Here is a 16,479-nt window from a genome sequence, read left to right on the forward strand (position 1 = left end):
GCGTCTCTAGTAAGCTCCCGCCATCGTTTGGAGACATAACATGTTGCAACTCGCCCACCCTCAGGTATGCCTAGCCGCCAGCGCCATGCGTTCGGTGTCGGTCGCCTGCGTGAACGGTTCGAGCGCACCTGTCAGCTTTTATTTTGGGTATTGGTTTAGCCACTGGCGCGCCTGATACCTGAAATCGGCGGCCACTACTCAAGGGGTCGCCTGCCAGAGAAATCTAACCCCCGGTCGGCTCCCCGACCGGGGGTTTTGTTTTTTCTGGCCCTTATTCTTTTTGCTTGATCACGAACACTTAACAGGAAGCACGACATGAACTACGCCACCTATTACCGCTACGACACTTGCACCGCATGGCGATTTAGCCAGCTCCGCTCGGGACAGCCTGCCGCCTCCGATCGGTCACCTATGGGTGGCAAACCAACACACATCGCCGATATGGCCAATTGTCGAACCCCCTTGTAGGGCCGAGCGCGGGAATCGCCCGCTGCTCGCCCAGGAAGCCTTGAATATGAACTCCTCCGTCGCCGCTCTGCCCGTCTCCACCCTGATCAGTGCCAATCAGGCCCTAACCCAGCGTCTGCCCAGCGCCCTTGAGCTCAAGCACCAGTTGCCGCTCAGTCCGTTCCTTGTCGAACAGATCCACGCCCATCGCAAAGCCGTGCGTGCCATCCTCAATGGCGAAGATTCGCGTTTGCTGGTGATTGTCGGCCCGTGCTCGATCCACGACCCCGAATCGGCCATGGAATACGCGCGCAAATTAAAGAAACTCGCCCTCGAAGTCAGCGACCAGATGCTGCTGGTGATCCGTGCCTACGTCGAAAAACCGCGCACGACCATCGGCTGGAAAGGCCTGGCCTATGATCCTCACCTGGACGGCAGCGATGACATGGCCGCCGGCCTGACCCTGTCACGCCAATTGATGCGCGAAATGCTGCGTCTGGGCCTGCCGGTCGCGACCGAGCTGCTGCAACCCATGGCCGCCGGGTACTTCGACGACCTGCTCAGTTGGGTGGCGATTGGCGCGCGCACCACCGAATCGCAGATCCACCGCGAAATGGCCAGCGGCCTGGACATGCCCGTAGGCTTCAAGAATGGCACCGACGGTGGCGTCGCCATCGCCTGTGACGCCATGCGCTCGGCGGCCCACCCACATCGCCACTTCGGCGTCGACAGCCAGGGGCATCCGGCGATCATCCAGACCTCAGGCAACCCTGATACACACCTGGTACTGCGCGGCGGCCACCGAGGCCCGAATTACGATGGGCAGAGCGTGGCGCAGGTCAAGGGCGACCTCGCCAAGTCCAAGGTGGCGGCGCGGATCATGGTCGATTGCAGCCATGCCAACAGTGGCAAGGACCCATTACGGCAACCGGCGGTGTTCAACGACGTGCTGGAGCAACGCTTGCAGGGCGACACCTCGCTGATCGGCATGATGCTTGAAAGCCATTTGTTCGAGGGCTGCCAGCCCTTGAGCGCGTCGATGCAATACGGTGTGTCGGTGACCGATGGATGCCTGGGCTGGGATAGCACCGAGCAGTTGCTACGCGGCGCGGCACAACGCTTGCGCGAGCGCTGCTGATTCAGCCGAACGTGCTCGCCGCGTAGTGCAGACATCTCCGCTGCTGAGCGGCCCAGGCATCGTCCCGCAGCGGGGCTAGACTCCGGCCACTGGCTGGCGGGATAGCTCGCGTAGCCAAGGCAACACCCGCAGGCCGGTAGCGGCCTCGGGTGGGTCGATGATATCCATGAAGTGTTCGAGATTGACGTTGTCCGGCACACCCGGCAAGCGCACCAGTACCGCCGGCGTAGCGCCGGTCGGCTTGCAGAGGTCGAGGTGGTCGTAGACCAGCACATGACGCGCCTGGGGTTGCGGCTCGCAAGTATCGACCAGCAGCCCCGCATTGATGATCAGCACATCAAACGGCTCGGCCGGGATGGCCGTGAGTATCTGGACCTCTTCGAAGGTTTGCACCGGGACAATCCGGTGGTACCCCAATTGATTGAGCATTTTTTCGATGTACAGCCGTTGCAGGTGCTGTTCATCGGCAATCAGGATAGTCAGTGCTTTGTTCGGCATGGCAACCCCCCTGGGCAGGCAGTGCTCGTTGGTGAGCCCTGCCCATTGTCCAGACATATTCCGACGACAAAATCAGGCATGTTCCCCGTTCACGTAGGAGTTCTCCCAAATCAACCGAATGACCTTTTATTGCCGTCATGTCTGATTGCAGTAAAGCGCCAGGCTATGGTGCAAGCTGTCGATAGCCAACCCTATCGCCTCGACCGCCGCGCCCAAGGCGTCGAGTTGCTGGCGCTCACAAACGGTTTCCAGGGTTTCGGCGCACGCGATCAACACTTGGGCCTTGACCATGCGCGCGCCACCTTTGACGCGATGGGCCAGGTCATGCAGTTTGGATAAATTGCGCTGCTCGTACAACGCCGGCAGCACGGCGCGATCCTCTTTAAGGCTGGCAAGCAAAGGCGCTAATAGCTCATCAAGGGCAGCCTTGTCACCGCCCGTCAGCGAGATCAACGCACTCAAGTCGAACACTGCTTCAGCTGCATTGGTGGCGGCATGCGCTGTGAGGGGCGCCAGCGCCGAGCGCAAATCCTCCAGACCGGTCGGTTTGAACAGGCATCCGTCCATACCGGCCTGGCGGCAACGCGCGGTTTCTTCGGGCTGGGCATTGGCGGTAAATCCCAACACCAGGCACGGCACCAGGCCACGTTGACGCTCTTGGGCGCGGATGTCGCGGGTCAGCGCGTAACCATCCTTGAGGGGCATGTTGCAATCGGTGATCACCCCATCGAAATGCCCGCTCTGCCACAACGCCAGCCCTTGCTCGCCGTCGTCGGCCGTCACGATATGATGCCCAAGGAAACTCAGTTGCCGCGCCAACAACACGCGATTGGCCGGGTAGTCGTCCACCACTAGGATGTTGAGCGCCCGGGCCGGCGGAATGTGCGGCACAGGCAAAGAGACCGGCGCCTCGGTCGTCAGCGCCAGCACCAACGCCACGTCTATCCGTGTGCCTTTGCCCAGCACACTGGTGAGGTGCAATTGGCCGCCCATCATCTCGCACAAGTTGCGACTGATCACCAGGCCCAGGCCTGAACCGCTGCGCGCGGACTGTTCGTGATTGCCGCCTTGTATAAACGGGTTGAACAAGCGCTGCTGGTCTTCGGCGCTGATGCCGATGCCTGTATCTTCGACCCATAACCGCAGGTTCAAGTGACCGTCCAGACTGGTTGTGCCCATTGCGCCGAGGCGCACCTGGCCGGTGGCGGTGAACTTGATCGCATTGCCCAATAGGTTGGACACCACCTGCTTGAAGCGCAACGGGTCAAGCATCACCGCACAGTCGATCAACGGATCGAGCTCCACCTGCAGCGCCAGCCCCTTGTCTCGCGCCAGGCCCTCGAACACCCGCGCGACTGACGTCAGCAGTTCCTGCGGGTTGGCCGGAGCCAGGGTCAGGGATAGATGGCCGGACTCGATGCGCGCGATATCGAGAATATCGCCGATCAGCTCCAGCATGCCGCGCGAGGCCACCGACGCCACTTCCAGTGCATCGCGATCGGCACGGCCCTGCTCGGCGTTCTTCAGCGCCAGTTCGATCATGCCGATCACGGCGTTCATGGGGGTGCGAATCTCATGGCTCATGGTGGCCAGGAACGTGGTCTTGGCCCGGTTGGCGGCGTCGGCCTCCTCCTTGGCTTCTTGCAACTGGCCCAGCAAGCGCTGGCGCTCACTGACGTCGACCCAGCCGGCAATCATGCCCACGACCTTTTCGTCACCGTCACGGTACGGCAGCATCCATTGATAGATGGTCAGCACTTCGCCACTGGGAAGCTTGAGCACGCGGTCATGAATCTGTGGCTCGCCACGCTCCATCAACTGCAGGTAATCGGCATGGAACGACTGGGCCTGGGGCGGGTTGCCGGTGTCGGTTTCCACCACGGTCTTGCCGATCACGTCCTCGAGCTTGAAGCCGAACACGTCCAGGTAAGCATTGTTACAGGCCATCAGCCGACCCTGGCGGTCACGCACATAAATCGGATGGGGCGTGCCATCGATCAATACGCTCATAAACCGCATCTGATCGCTCAACGCCCGTTCAGCCTGGGAGCGCTTGTGGATCAGGTTGCGCAAATAGAGGACCCAGCCCAGCGTCACCACCAGCAGCAGTGCAGCCAGGCCAAAGCCTTGAATGATCACATTGCGGTGGCGTATCCAATAGCTGTCTTCCAGGATGATCTCGTTGCGCCAGTGGTTGGTCAGCTCGTCCATTTCTTCGGGCGTGATACTCAGCAAGGCTTTGTCGAGAATCGAGTACAGCTCCAATTGGCCACGATTGACCCCGAAAGTGATGCGCGCCGGCTCGGTGCCGATAGTACTGGTGATGCGCAGTCCGTCACGGTAATGGCGCGCGATCATGTAGCGCGCGCTGATCAGCGAAACGGCGGCGGCCTCCACACCGCCACTGGCCACCAACGCCATGGCCTGCTCAGGGTTCTCCACATCGACAAAATCAATCCGCGGATAATGCACGGCGATGTAGGACGCCAGACCACCGCCGCCGATCAACGCCAGACGCTTGTCGACCATGTCTTCCAGGGTGATTAGGTTTTCATTGCCTGAGGCCACCACTAATACATAGGGGTTGGACAGGTAGGGCCGGGTAAAACGGATTTTCTCTGAGCGCTCCACGCTTGGCGTGACGACCGCCAGCATGTCCGCTTGGCCGCTACCCACCTCATCAATTTGCCGAGGCAGCGAGCTGCCACGCTCCACGTCGAATTTCAAACCGGTACGCAGGCTGATGCGCGATAACACCTCGGCGCTCAGCCCTTCGAACTGCGCCTTCTCATTGAAGTACGACAGCGGCACAAACTTGTCGAGCACCGCTACTTTCACCCGGGGATTTTTCTCCAGCCAGCGCTGTTCGCTCGCACTCAAACGTAGCCGGTCGGCTTCCAGGAAGCCGCTGCCGCCAGCGCTCCAGCGGCGCAGGATTTCCATCTGCTGGTTAGCCGGCACCGCGGCCAGCGCGGCGTTGATAATCGTCAGCAGACGGGTATTGTCCTTGACGAAGGCAAAGCCGAACGGGTTGACCTCCAACGCAGAGAAGTCCGCCAAGCGCACATTATTGAGGTGGTTCTTGTTGATCAGGTAACGCGCACTGATCGCGTCGCCCAGGTACACATCTGCCTGGCCGAACGCCACGGCGCCGATGGCTTCGAACGTCGAGCCAAACAGCAGCAACTGCGCATCGGGATAAAAGGCCTGGACGGCATCGGGCTGCATATAGTGGTAAAGCATCGCCACGCGCTTGCCCGCCAGGTCCGCGCTGAGGGCGTGACTGTCGCCGGTGCGTGTGACCAATGCCGGTTGGTCATTGGCATAAGAGCGGGACAGCACTAATTGCGGGTCGGCCGCCTCATAGCCATTGGCCGAGCCCACAAAATCCACGACGCCGGTCTTGAGGGCTTCGATCACCTCATCGCGAGTATCGAAGCGCTGCACCTCCACCGTCACGTGGAGTACCCCGGCGATCAACGCCGCATAATCGGCGGTGATGCCTTCGAGTTCGTTCTTGTTGTTGGTTAAATCAAACGGGGCGTAATCCGGCCCGGACACCCCCATCACCAGCGTGCGCCGCTCCCGCAGCCAGCGCCAATCGGCCTCGTCCAGCGTCACGGAGGCGTTTTCCAGCGTGGAGTGCCCCAGCAACTGCAGTTGATGCGGATCGTCCAGGGCTATCGCCGCCTGCGGCAACAGCCCTATCAGCAGGATGGCCGTGAGTTTCGCCAGCCGAGAGGTGATCATTTCAAATCAGGTGATTGCGTTGGGCGAACTTGGACAAGTGCACCACCGAGGACATGCGTAGTTTTTCCTTGAGCCGGGTTTTGTAGGTGCTGATGGTCTTGTGACTCAACAGCATATCCGCGGCGATCTGCTTGTTGCCCAGGCCCAGGGCCAGTTTCTGCAACACAGTCAGTTCGCGGTCCGACAACGAATCCACCAATTCCTTCTCCGAGGACTGCAGATCGTCACGGCGCACCGAACTGGTAGCCAGGCTGGGAAAACAACTGTAGCCCGAGCGGATCGCCCTGATAGCCTTTTGCAGTTCATCGAGCTCACCGGTTTTGGCGACAAACCCCATCGCACCGGCGCGCATGCAGCGCGTGGAAAAGAACTCCGCCAGATACGACGTGAGCACCAGGATCTTGCAGGGAAGTTCCAGGGCTTTGATACGACTGATAACCTCCAGCCCGCCGAGCTTGGGCATCGCCAAGTCGAGAATGACCAGGTCCGGGCGTTCCTCTCGGGCAATCTGCATCGCATCGGCACCATTGCCTGCTTCAAAAATCTTATCGAAGCCTTCTTGCTTCAACAGGTATTTGACGGTGGCACGTATAAAAGGATGATCATCCACAATTAAAGCTTTGTTGCTCATAAGACTCCCCTGGGAGGATCAATACGCTTACATATCAAGCGAGCCTCATCTACCTGTGAAAAGTAACAGTTCCGACAAACGGTTCTGAAACTCAGCGCAACGCCTACAGGCAGTACGGGCCCTTCCTTTTTGAACACACAGTAAAAACGTAGCGTTGCGCCTTGATCTGAAGCGGGCGCAAGCGCGCAACCATAGCAACGGTGCGCGTGTTCAAATGAAGGGCTAGTCCCGAATACTTGTAGGAATTTTCCTCACCACAGCATAGCCAAGCTCGTCAGCGTAGGCGTTTCCCTCAGGGGCTTATTCAGTGGTACTGGGGCTCCAGAACGCCTGCACCACCAGGGTCGACATAGAGATGCGCGCCACCAGAGCATCCAACTCGTCACCGTCCACCGAGGTCACGGCCAGTGTGGCCTCAATCTCCACTTCCTCAGGACCGAACGGGCGCACGTCCACGTCGCTGGCCGGGTAGTTGCAGCGCGCCAGTTCCGCTTCGAGCAATGCCAACACGGCCTTTTGTTGGGTGCGCCGCGCGATGACGTACAGGATGTTGGTGACCTCCGCCGACACCACATCCAGCGGCTGACGGTTGATGTTATTCACGATCGGCCGCAGCAAGGTGTTGGCCGCCAGCACAAACAAGGTGCCCAGCAGCGCTTCGAGAATCAGGTCCGCGCCGGCGCAGGCCCCCACCGCCGCCGACGCCCAAAGCGTGGCGGCGGTGTTAAGCCCGCGCACATTACCTTCTTCGCGCATGATCACCCCGGCCCCCAGAAAGCCGATGCCCGACACCACATACGCCACTACGCGCACCGCGCCGTCCGCGCCGCCGAGGCGGTTGGCCATGTCGACAAAAATGGCCGCGCCCACCGCCACCAGCACATTGGTGCGCAGCCCCGCCGTGCGCTGGCGATACTGACGTTCGAAGCCGATCAGCCCACCGAGAATAAACGCCGCGGTGAGGCTGACCAGGGTATCGATCAGGGAATCGAGGTTGATGTTGTTGATTGCCTGCATGGTAAATCACCCCGTTTCACTGCCAGCCAAACTTACGGATGTAGTAGCCCTTCACCGCCTGGGTCAGCCCCATGTACGCCAGCAGAATCACCGGCAAAAACACAAAGTACAGCGATGGCAGCGCCTGTAATTTGAAGTAATGCGCCAGCGGGCCCATTGGCAGAAAGATGCCCACCGCCATGATCACGCCGGTCATCACCATCAACGGCAGCGCCGCACGGCTTTGCAAGAACGGGATTTTCGGGGTGCGGATCATGTGCACGATCAGCGTCTGGGTCAGCAGGCCCACCACGAACCAGCCGGACTGGAACAGGGTCTGGTGATCCGGTGTATTGGCATCGAACACGTACCACATGAGGGCGAAGGTGGTGATGTCGAAGATCGAACTGATCGGCCCGAAGAACAACATAAAGCGCCCCACGTCCCCCGGCTGCCAGCGCTGCGGTTTGGCCAGCATGTCCGCATCGACGTTGTCGAACGGAATTGCGATCTGCGAGATGTCATACAGCAGGTTCTGCACCAGCAGGTGCATCGGCAGCATCGGCAGGAACGGAATGAACGCGCTGGCGACCAGCACGGAGAACACGTTGCCGAAATTGGAGCTGGCGGTCATCTTGATGTACTTGAGCATGTTGGCGAAGGTGCGCCGGCCTTCCAGCACGCCCTCCTCCAGGATCATCAGGCTCTTTTCCAGCAGGATGATGTCCGCGGCTTCCTTGGCGATGTCCACCGCACTGTCCACCGAAATACCGATATCCGCCGTACGCAGCGCCGGTGCATCGTTGATGCCATCGCCCATAAAGCCCACCACATGCCCGTTGGCCTTGAGCAGGCGCACGATGCGTTCCTTGTGGGCCGGCGTGAGCTTGGCGAACACGTTGGTGGTTTCCACCGCCGTGGCCAGCTCAGCGTCGGTCATCGCTTCGATGTCGTTCCCCATCAACAGGCCCTGTTGCTCCAGGCCGACTTCACGGCAGATCTTGGCGGTGACCAGTTCGTTATCGCCAGTCAGCACCTTGACTGCCACGCCGTGGGCCTTGAGCGCCTTGAGTGCCGGTGCAGTGCTTTCCTTGGGCGGATCGAGAAACGCCACATAACCGATCAGCGTGAGGTCGTTTTCATCGGCCAGGCTGTAGGTGTCACGCCCCGCTGTCATTGGCCTCGCGGCCACCGCTACCACGCGCAGCCCTTCTTCATTAAATGCAGCAGTCACCTGCCGGATGCGCGCCAGCAGTTCTTCGGTAAGTGCTTCATTGGTGTCGCCATGGCGCACGCTGTTGCACACCGACAGAATCTCTTCCACGGCGCCCTTGCAGATCAGCAGGTGCGGCAGGCCTTGTTCAGCCACCACCACCGACATGCGCCGGCGGTTGAAGTCGAACGGAATCTCATCGACTTTCTGAAACGCCGTACCCACTTTCAGCTCACGGTGCACTTCCACATGGTCAAGCACCGCCACGTCCAACAAGTTTTTCAGGCCGGTCTGGTAGTAACTGTTGAGGTAGGCCATTTCCAAGACGTCGTCGGACTCTTCGCCCCACACGTCGACATGGCGTGCCAGAAAAATCTTGTCCTGGGTCAGGGTGCCGGTCTTGTCGGTGCACAGCACGTCCATCGCGCCAAAGTTCTGGATCGCGTCCAGGCGCTTGACGATGACTTTTTTGCGCGACAGAAATACCGCGCCCTTGGCCAGGGTCGAGGTGACGATCATCGGTAGCATTTCCGGGGTCAGGCCCACGGCAATCGACAGTGCGAACAGCAGCGCTTCGGTCCAGTCGCCTTTGGTGAAGCCGTTAATGAACAGCACCAGCGGCGCCATCACGAACATAAAGCGGATCAGCAACCAACTCACCTTGTTCACCCCATGCTGAAACGAGGTGGTGGCACGGTCAGTAGCGGTGACCCGCTGGGCCAGCGCGCCGAAATAGGTGCTGTTGCCGGTGGTGAGGATCACCGCCGTGGCCGCACCGGAAACCACGTTGGTGCCCATGAACAGTATGTTTTCCAGGTCCAGCGGGTTACGAGTCTGGGCGTCCTGCTGCTGGGCGAATTTTTCCACCGGCATCGATTCGCCGGTCATCGCCGCCTGGCTGACAAACAGGTCTTTGGCACTGAGCACGCGGCAATCAGCGGGGATCATATCCCCGGCCGACAGCACGATCAGATCGCCCGGCACCAGCTGCTTGATCGGCAGTTCGATGCGCTTGCCGTCATCCCGGCGCAGCACCGTGGCAGTGTTGCTGACCATGGCCTTCAACGCATCGGCGGCCTTGTTGGACTTGGCCTCCTGCCAAAAGCGCAGCAAGGTCGAGAGCACCACCATGGAGAAGATCACCGTGGCGGCCTTCATGTCCTCGGTCAGCCAGGAGATCACCGCCAACAGGGTCAGCAGCAGGTTGAACGGATTTTTATAGCAGTGCCACAGGTGCACCCACCACGGCAGCGGCTGCTCGTGCTCGACCTCGTTGAGGCCGTACTGCACGCGCAGAGCGTCGGCCTCGGCGGCGGTCAGGCCGTCGGTGTGGCTGCCCAGCGTACCGAGCAATTGCACGGCGCTGCTGTTAGCCGCGCCGACCAGGGTTTGTGCCAGGGTCGGCGGCACTTCGCGGCTGACGCTGGCGTCGTTGACGGTCTCAAGCATGGCCAGGCGACGGAAGTGCCGGGCAATGTGCCGGGTCCGCAGGAAGCCGGCGAAGAACTCTTTAAGCAGAGCGAGGTTCATGAGTATTACTCCTGCGCGAGGAAACCGTCGTGCAGGTACGGCCCGTGCGCACCGCGCCCTCGAACAGGCACAGTCACACCGGGCTCGCCCGCCGGATAAAAGGCAGGCGCGTCCGTAGCAGCCCGAGAGAACCCGGGAGCTGGTCAGCGTCGATGAGAGAGGATCGAGGCACAGCCAGGACAGGCTGCGACCGGGATGCCGCTTCTCGCGTTAGTGGCGAGACAACGGCATCGAAAGCATGCGCGTTATCTTGCCAAGTATGTGCCGGTTACCAGAACCGGCCGACTACTGTCACTCGAACAAGTACCCACTGAGGGTCTCCGCAATTGATGAAAACGCGCGAAGCTTACGCCCCGATTTCCGGAGAGTAAACCGTAGGAAAGTTTCTGCATGATGAATAAGAAAGTTCTTCAGGATGGGTTCAGGAAGTGCGTCTTGGGCGACGGAGAGTCTGGGTCAAGGGGCATCCGCTCGGTCTCGCGGCACCTGGCTCAAATACTCATCCATCCCTGCGCCACACAACGCCATGACCTGAATCGACACGCTATTTTCCTGGCGTCCCATGACAATCCCTGCGCGCGTGCGCACAGGCACATAGCCGAGCCGGGACCAGAAACGCTCGGCCTTGCGATTGCCGATCACCACGGTCAGCCGCAACCATCGGGCACCGTTTTTTACCGCCCACGCCTGCAAGCCTGAATGCAGGCGCTGGGCAAACCCGGTGCCGTGCAAACGTGTGTGCACCAGAAGCAAACCGATATGCCACACGCCGGCAGCAAGCACATCGGCAGCCATGTTCACGACCGCGACCAACTGCCCGTCCGCATCGCGGTAACCCAGCCAATACATCCGTCGACACTGCCAGCCTGGCGGCAACGGGCTCTGTAGCTCTTCGCGCGCCTCGGTCGGGCGGGCCGGCTCGCCATTGACCGCGATGAAATAATCCGGTGCTTGCGCAAAAAAACACTGCAACTGCGCCTCGTCGGCAGCGTGCAATTCGCTCACGCGAATGCCTTCAACCCCGCATTCAGGCAAAACCTCCATGTCGCGCTCCCTCCTCCTGATCATTTGCCCAGGGATTAATCATCCCGCGTCAGCACTTCCAGCAACTCGATCTCAAAATGCAAATCGCTGTTGGGTTTGATATGCGCGCCCATCGAACGCTCGCCATACGCCAGATGCGCCGGCACGAACAAGCGACGCACCCCGCCCACCTGCATGCCCATCAGGCCCTGGTCCCAGCCCTTGATCACGCGCCCTGTGCCGATCACGCACTGGAAAGGCTTGCCGCGCTCCCAAGAGGAATCGAACACGGTGCCGTCCGCCAGCGTACCGGTGTATTGAGTAGTGATCAGCGCGCCTTTGACCACGGCTTTGCCGGTGCCTGAGCGGATGTCGGTGATCTGGAGTTCGTTGGGGTTCATGGGTTGGCCCGTGGCTGATGTGAAGGCTGGGGTTTTCCCAGAATTGATGGGGATTGGCAAGTGTAGGACCTGTCTGAGCATAAGGTCAGACAGCACAAAGAAACCGGCTACAACACAAAGGGAATCACCTGACTTTTATTTAAATATCAGCCCGCCTCTTACTAATCACCCAACCAAATCCGGTTGCATAACAATAAGAGGCCAACCTCATGAGCACACCCACAAGCCCCGCCCGCGTTGCCGTCATTCAGTTCGACCCACAGGTTGGAGTCGCCAATCGAAGCGATAACCTGCGTCAAAGCCTTTCCCTCGCTGCCGAAGCGGCCAACGGTGGCGCGAATCTGATCGTGCTGCCGGAACTGGCCAATTGCGGATATTTCTTCAGCAGTCGCCAGGATGCCTTCGATCACGCAGAGGCCGTGCCGAATGGCCAGAGCGTAAGGGAATGGACGGATTTTGCCTGCAAGCATCAGGTGTACCTGGTGGCCGGTCTAAACGAGATTGAGCATGGGCAGCTGTTCAACACTGCGGTGTTGCTGGGCCCCGAAGGCTTTATCGGTAAGTACCGCAAAGCCCATCTATGGAACCTGGAAAAGCTCTGGTTCACACCGGGCAATACTGGATTCCCGGTGTTTGAAACACCAATAGGCCGCATCGGCCTGTTGATCTGCTGGGACATCTGGTTCCCGGAGGTGCCGCGCATTCTCAGCCAACAAGGCGCCGATATTATCTGCAGCGTGAACAACTGGGTGTGGACGCCACCGCCGCTGTTCGATGAAGCCGGGAAGTGCATGGCGTCGTATCTGACGATGACCGCCGCCCATGTGAATAACGTGTTTATCGCCGCCGCCAGCCGCATCGGCCAAGAGCGGGATGCGCGCTACCTCGGATGCTCGTTGATCGCCGGCACCAATGGCTGGCCGATCGGTGAAGTGGCCTCGGCCAATCGCCAGGAAATCCTGTTTGCCGACATCGACGTGACCAGTGCTCGCAGCGCGCCGATCTGGAACAGCCTCAATGACCTGCACAGAGACCGCCGCCATGATTTGTACGATCAGATGCTCGGCTACTCCCACCACCCCGCCCTGCCTCGTTGAGCGGAGGGCGATTTATGGAGCCTTTACTGACCAAGAAAATACCCACGCGCTCACGCTTGGATTTAACCGTCCTGGCCCTGGGAGCCATCGCGATCTTAGTGATGCTCTATGTGGTCTCCACTCACCAAGGCTCATGGCCGGGTTATCGCGACATGGTCACGGCCTTGCCGGATCCGGCGGCCTGGTTGCGTTGGGTAACAGGCGACATCAGCGAGGTCGCCTTCTACAAGCATGAGCTGGCATCCCTGGGTCTGTTGAGTGGTGCTTATCTGGCCTGGTGGGCGAGTCGGCAGGGCAAAGCCTGGCAAGGCTTTTCCATCTGTTATGGCACCGGCTTATGGCCCTGGTTGGTGACCAGTTCGTTGATCGGCTTGCTGCTGAGCAATCTGCTGTGGGGCTGGAGTGTCACGGCCGAAACCTGGCAGCCTACCTTCGCGGCGTTCGTTTCGTTGCCGGCGGCGATGGTGCTGATGTTTGGCGGCGGCTGGAAGGTCACCCTCAACGGCGCGGTACTGGGTGCATTGCTGGTCACGCCCATGTGCTTGCTGATCGTCAATCTGGTGTGCGTACCGCTGGGCTTGCCCGCCGTGGTCGGCAACGTATTGGGCATGGCCGCTGGAAGCGTGATCGCCTTTACGCTGTGTCATAAAGTGCCCTCGCTGGTGCGTTCGGACTACATCGCTCCCGAGAAGCCCGCTCCGGTTGCACCGGCTGACTATGGTGTTGTCTGGAGCCTGCGCCGAGTGCTGGCTGACTTTTCCGAAGCGCCGTTTTTCGGCAATGAGCTGGCCAGTCTCGGTCTGCTGGCGGGGGTTCTGCTCGCTTATGCGCTCAACCCCATGAGCCCGGCATATGGCTCTGGCCTGCTCCTGTCCATGATCGGCGCACAGGCAATGACATCGGCAGCGGGCGTGGTTATATGGCGTCGGCAATGGATACGGCACGGCTGGTACCCCACCTATGTTCCGTTGGTGTCGGTCGTTCCGGCGGCGGTGTTGACCCATGGCGGGAGTTTGACCGTGATGGGCGCCAGCGCATTGCTCGGTGCTCTCGTCGCACCACCGTTGGCCTTCGCGATTGCGTCGAGGCTACCCGCGCATTTCCACCCCTATATCGGCAACGTGATCTCAATGGCGTTGAGCACGTTGATGATCGTGCCGATTGTCGGCTGGCTGGCAAACTGAGGTGTGTGGTTAGGGCCCGCCCCTAACCACATCTCTTGAACCCTCATAGGCCAAATGCACCACCCGTTCGGGTGCATTCTTACCTACCACTCCTGCATTTGTTTGCACTATCACGAGTCAAGGCTGTCGGAATTTTCATGTGCTTTTTTCGGGAGACAGCATGAGCCAGGACGTCCTTGCCAAAGAAACCAACCGCCGCCAATTGCAGCAAATCATCTCCGGTTTGTCCGACGGTGTGATTCTGGCCGAAGTCGACCAGACCATCCTGTGGGCCAACGAAGCGGCGCTGACCATGCATGGCGTCGGCGACGTGATGGGGCTGGGCGCCAATGGGCAGCAGTACACCGAGCGTTTTTCGTTGCGCTATCGCAATAACCATCCGTTGCAGGACGACAGCTACCCGCTGGCTCGCGCGGCGGCCGGTGACGAATTCAGCGATGTGATCGTGGAGGTCACGCCCACGGCCACTCCGGACAAAACCTGGGTGCACCGCCTGCGCAGCCTGGTGATCACCGACTCACGCGGTGAACCTGAATTGCTGGTGCTGATCCTCAGCAACGCCACCCAATGGGCCAGCGCCGAGCAGCGCTTCGAAAAAACCTTCAACGCCAACCCCGCGCCGGCGGTGATCTGCCGCTTGAGCGACCTGCGCTACATCAAGGTCAACCAGGGTTTCCTGGAGATGACCGGCTACAGCCGCGATCAGGTGATCGGCCGCTCGGTGTACGAGCTGGACGTGCTGGAACAGGCCGAGCGCAAGGACCTGGCCATCCAGCGCCTGAGCGAAGGCGCCACCATCCCACAGATGGAAGCGGAACTGAAACTACCCAAAGGCGGCAGCAAACTGGTGATCGTTGCCGGTCAACCGCTGGACATGAACGAAGAAGATTGCATGCTGTTTTCTTTCATGGATCTGGAACCGCGGCGCAAAGCGGAAATCGCCCTGCGCCAGAGTGAGGAACGCTTCGCCAAGTCGTTCCGTCTGACGCCCGTGCCCACCCTGGTGTGCAACGCCGACAATCGCCATGTGGTGGACGTCAACGAAGCGTTCATGAGCATTACCGGTTACATCAGCGAAGAGCTGATCGGCAAATCCATCGAAGAAATCGGGTTTATCGACGGCAACGCGGCGAGCGAACAGTTGTTCGCCACTCTCGAGAAGGCCGGCAATCTCGACGGCCAAGACCTCAAGGTGCGCAAGAAAGGTAACGAAGTGATCGACTGTGTGGTCTCGGCCGACACGGTAGTGATCCAGGACATGCCCTGCTATCTGTTGGTCATGATGAATATCACCGAGCGCAAGCGCTCAGAGCTGGAGCTGGTCGCGGCCATCGAAGAGGTCATGCAAGACGCTTCATGGTTCAGCCAGACGCTGATCGAAAAACTGGCCAACGCCAAAAGCGTTAACAGCCCCAACTTGCCGAATGTGAGCTTCACCGACCTCACCGCCCGCGAGCGCGATGTGCTGGGGTTGATCTGCGAAGGTCTGGCGGACAAGGAGATCGCCTCACGACTGAAACTGGCTCCCAACACTGTGCGTAACCATGTGGCCACGGTTTACTCCAAGCTGAGGGTACACAGCCGTAGTGCGGCGATCGTGTGGGCGCGGGAACGCGGGCTGTTTGCAGGGGACCTAAGGGTGAAAAATAGACGCTGACGGTGCAAATGCACCAGTGCCACTAGTGCGAATTCGCCTTATGGCGTGTGTGTGCAATCCCTAACCTTCAGCCGGTGGGTACAAGGAGCTTTGACCTTGTGCCGTCGCTTTTTCATGCCTTGAAGGAAACCGCATGTTCACCCTCGCTCAACTGCGAAACTGCATCGAAGAAAGCCTATCGCCACTGACCTGCGAATTCACCCTGTGCCGGGATGCATCCTTGACCCTGAAGGTCTACGACGCTGAAACCGGCCGGGTGGATCTGGTGGTGACAGGGATCAGCACCAACCGGCTGCATACCCCGCAAGAAGTGGCAAAAATGGTCGAAGAACTGCGCTACGAGCTGCAAAGCAATAACGTGGGCAAGCTCACGCTGGATGACTTGCCTTTATCGACGCACCGATAAAGTAAAACACCCCGCCCCCGACGATAAACGCGCCCAGCATGTAGAACATGTAATGGGCCGGCAGGCTGGCCAGTACCAACCCACATAACACCGGCCCCAGCGCGGCGCCGAGGTTGGACAGATTCTGTGCCCCGTAATACATGCCCCGCAGGTGGTCCGGGGCGATTCGGTCGATAAACATGTACTCGGCCGGAAACACGATAATCTCCCCCACCGTGAACACCGCCATCGCCAGCACCCACCCCAACACGCTGGTGGACAACCCGAACCCGATCAACCCCAGCATAAACATGCTCAAGCCCGCGATCAGCCACTGGCTGAGGTAACGGTGGGAAATGCGCCGGCCAATCAGGTATTGCAAGGCGATCACCAGCACGGCGTTAGGGATGGTCTGAAGTAGCCATGTATTTCCCCGGCATACCACCTAGCGCAACTTTTAAACTCGCCAAATGATCAAAAAACAATCAATTCGACGAGTATTTCTTACGTTTTCGCCACCCGGACCCCA

At 59.8% G+C, this 16,479-nt stretch carries 12 protein-coding genes and 1 pseudogene; 5 read left to right on the top strand and 8 right to left on the bottom strand.

Annotated features, from left to right (window positions below):
- Nucleotides 1-514: 514 nt before the first annotated feature.
- Nucleotides 515-1,585 carry a 3-deoxy-7-phosphoheptulonate synthase gene (locus tag FIV35_RS28235; protein ID WP_034137762.1) on the top strand — a complete coding sequence of 357 codons (1,071 nt, stop codon included), beginning with the start codon at nucleotides 515-517 and terminating at the stop codon, nucleotides 1,583-1,585.
- 75 nt (nucleotides 1,586-1,660) lie between these two features.
- Here the strand turns inward: FIV35_RS28235 and FIV35_RS28240 are convergent, their stop codons facing one another.
- From FIV35_RS28240 to FIV35_RS28270, 7 genes are all read right to left on the bottom strand, one after another.
- Nucleotides 1,661-2,083, bottom strand: a complete 423-nt coding sequence (locus FIV35_RS28240; protein WP_034137761.1) for an ANTAR domain-containing protein — start codon at nucleotides 2,081-2,083, stop codon at nucleotides 1,661-1,663.
- 135 nt (nucleotides 2,084-2,218) lie between these two features.
- Nucleotides 2,219-5,833 (bottom strand): transporter substrate-binding domain-containing protein, encoded by a 3,615-nt coding sequence (locus tag FIV35_RS28245; RefSeq protein WP_034137760.1) that lies wholly within the window; start codon nucleotides 5,831-5,833, stop codon nucleotides 2,219-2,221.
- Between the two features lies 1 nt (nucleotide 5,834).
- On the bottom strand, nucleotides 5,835-6,464 hold the full coding sequence (locus FIV35_RS28250; RefSeq protein WP_034097243.1) for a response regulator transcription factor: 630 nt from the start codon (nucleotides 6,462-6,464) through the stop codon (nucleotides 5,835-5,837).
- A gap of 300 nt (nucleotides 6,465-6,764) precedes the next feature.
- On the bottom strand, nucleotides 6,765-7,481 hold the full coding sequence (locus tag FIV35_RS28255; protein WP_034097241.1) for an MgtC/SapB family protein: 717 nt from the start codon (nucleotides 7,479-7,481) through the stop codon (nucleotides 6,765-6,767).
- A 16-nt stretch (nucleotides 7,482-7,497) separates the two neighbouring features.
- The gene (mgtA, locus tag FIV35_RS28260; protein ID WP_034137759.1) at nucleotides 7,498-10,203 is read right to left on the bottom strand and encodes a magnesium-translocating P-type ATPase; all 2,706 of its coding nucleotides are present in this window, start codon (nucleotides 10,201-10,203) and stop codon (nucleotides 7,498-7,500) included.
- Nucleotides 10,204-10,659: 456 nt separating this feature from the next.
- On the bottom strand, nucleotides 10,660-11,247 hold the full coding sequence (locus FIV35_RS28265; RefSeq protein ID WP_034137758.1) for a GNAT family N-acetyltransferase: 588 nt from the start codon (nucleotides 11,245-11,247) through the stop codon (nucleotides 10,660-10,662).
- A gap of 35 nt (nucleotides 11,248-11,282) precedes the next feature.
- Entirely contained in the window at nucleotides 11,283-11,627 is a 345-nt protein-coding gene (locus FIV35_RS28270) for an FKBP-type peptidyl-prolyl cis-trans isomerase (RefSeq protein ID WP_034137757.1), read from the bottom strand.
- Nucleotides 11,628-11,836: 209 nt separating this feature from the next.
- Between FIV35_RS28270 and FIV35_RS28275 the strand changes: the two genes are divergently transcribed.
- From FIV35_RS28275 to FIV35_RS28290, 4 genes are all read left to right on the top strand, one after another.
- A complete protein-coding gene (locus tag FIV35_RS28275) occupies nucleotides 11,837-12,724 on the top strand; it encodes a nitrilase family protein (RefSeq protein WP_034137756.1) in 888 nt (295 codons plus the stop codon).
- A gap of 14 nt (nucleotides 12,725-12,738) precedes the next feature.
- Nucleotides 12,739-13,908, top strand: a complete 1,170-nt coding sequence (locus tag FIV35_RS28280) for a hypothetical protein (RefSeq protein WP_173668940.1) — start codon at nucleotides 12,739-12,741, stop codon at nucleotides 13,906-13,908.
- A 160-nt stretch (nucleotides 13,909-14,068) separates the two neighbouring features.
- Complete coding sequence (locus FIV35_RS28285) at nucleotides 14,069-15,565, top strand: helix-turn-helix transcriptional regulator (protein ID WP_034137755.1); 1,497 nt, start codon at nucleotides 14,069-14,071, stop codon at nucleotides 15,563-15,565.
- Nucleotides 15,566-15,698: 133 nt separating this feature from the next.
- Nucleotides 15,699-15,971 (top strand): DUF1652 domain-containing protein, encoded by a 273-nt coding sequence (locus FIV35_RS28290; RefSeq protein WP_034137754.1) that lies wholly within the window; start codon nucleotides 15,699-15,701, stop codon nucleotides 15,969-15,971.
- On the opposite strand, the pseudogene FIV35_RS28295 reads toward FIV35_RS28290, so the two are convergent.
- Nucleotides 15,934-16,353: pseudogene (locus tag FIV35_RS28295) on the bottom strand (MFS transporter); the annotation flags it as partial. The gene FIV35_RS28290 and the pseudogene FIV35_RS28295 overlap by 38 nt on opposite strands.
- Nucleotides 16,354-16,479: the final 126 nt, after the last annotated feature.

The sequence above is a fragment of the Pseudomonas rhodesiae genome, from assembly GCF_007858255.1.
In the GTDB taxonomy this organism is placed as follows: Bacteria; Pseudomonadota; Gammaproteobacteria; order Pseudomonadales; family Pseudomonadaceae; genus Aquipseudomonas; species Aquipseudomonas rhodesiae.